The sequence below is a fragment of the Collimonas sp. OK412 genome (genome assembly GCF_900112135.1).
In the GTDB taxonomy this organism is placed as follows: Bacteria; Pseudomonadota; Gammaproteobacteria; order Burkholderiales; family Burkholderiaceae_D; genus Collimonas; species Collimonas rhizosphaerae.
This window is the reverse complement of record NZ_FOLC01000035.1, coordinates 31,729-32,760: the sequence shown is the minus strand read 5'-3', so window position 1 is coordinate 32,760 and position 1,032 is coordinate 31,729. Positions and strand designations below refer to the sequence as shown.

General features: G+C 58.9%; 1 pseudogene. It reads left to right on the top strand.

What is annotated here, in order from left to right:
- Nucleotides 1–83: 83 nt before the first annotated feature.
- Nucleotides 84–1,032: pseudogene (locus tag BM062_RS26285) on the top strand (hypothetical protein); the annotation flags it as partial.

The following is a 1,032-nucleotide window of genomic DNA, read 5'->3' as shown; positions in this document are numbered from 1 at the left end:
TGAGCACGACCAACAGCAGCGTTTCGTCGCTGTCGACTTCAACCTCGACCGGGATCATTTCCTTGTCAACCGGCATCAGCACAGTGAAGTCCAATGTGGATGCGCTGGGGACCAGCACTGCAGCCGGCCTGGGTGGTGGCGCCACCTATAATTCGGCGACCGGCACGGTCAGCGCGCCGTCCTATACCACCTACAATGCAAACGGCACTACCGCCACCGCCAATAATGTCGGTTCGGCGATCGACAACATCAATAGCCGGGGCATCAAGTACTTCCATGCCAATTCGACCGGAGCAGATTCGAAAGCGACCGGAACCGACGCTGTTGCCATTGGCCCCAATGCCGTGGCCGCCACGAACAATTCGGTGGCGCTGGGTGCGAATTCGGCAACCGCTGCTGCCGTACCGGTCAGTTCGGCCACCGTTGGCGGCACCACGTTTGGCACGTTCGCCGGCAATGCGCCGGTGGGCGTCGTCAGCGTTGGCTCTGCCGGCGCTGAGCGCCAGGTAACCAATGTCGCTGCCGGCCAGATCTCCGCGGCCAGCACCGATGCCGTCAATGGCAGCCAGTTGTATGCGGTGGCAGGCAAGCTGGATACTGCTGTCAGTGGCATATCGTCCCTGTCTACCAGCGTCAATTCGTTGTCGACCTCGACCTCAACCGGCTTGAGCACGGCCAACAGCGGCATTTCATCGCTGTCGACGTCGACTTCAACCGGTCTGAGCACAACCAACAGTAGTGTTTCGTCGTTGTCGACTTCGACTTCAACGGGTTTGAGCACGACTAACAGCAACGTAGCATCGTTGTCGACGTCGACCTCCACAGGCTTGAGCACGACTAACAGCAACGTGACTTCGTTGTCGACCTCAACCTCGACTGGTTTGAGTACGACTAACAGCAGCGTGGCATCGTTGTCTACCTCGACCTCGACTGGCATTACATCGTTGTCGACTGGCCTGAGCACAACCAACAGCAACGTGGCCTCGTTGTCCACTTCGACTTCGACGGGTTTGAGCACGACGAACAGCAGTG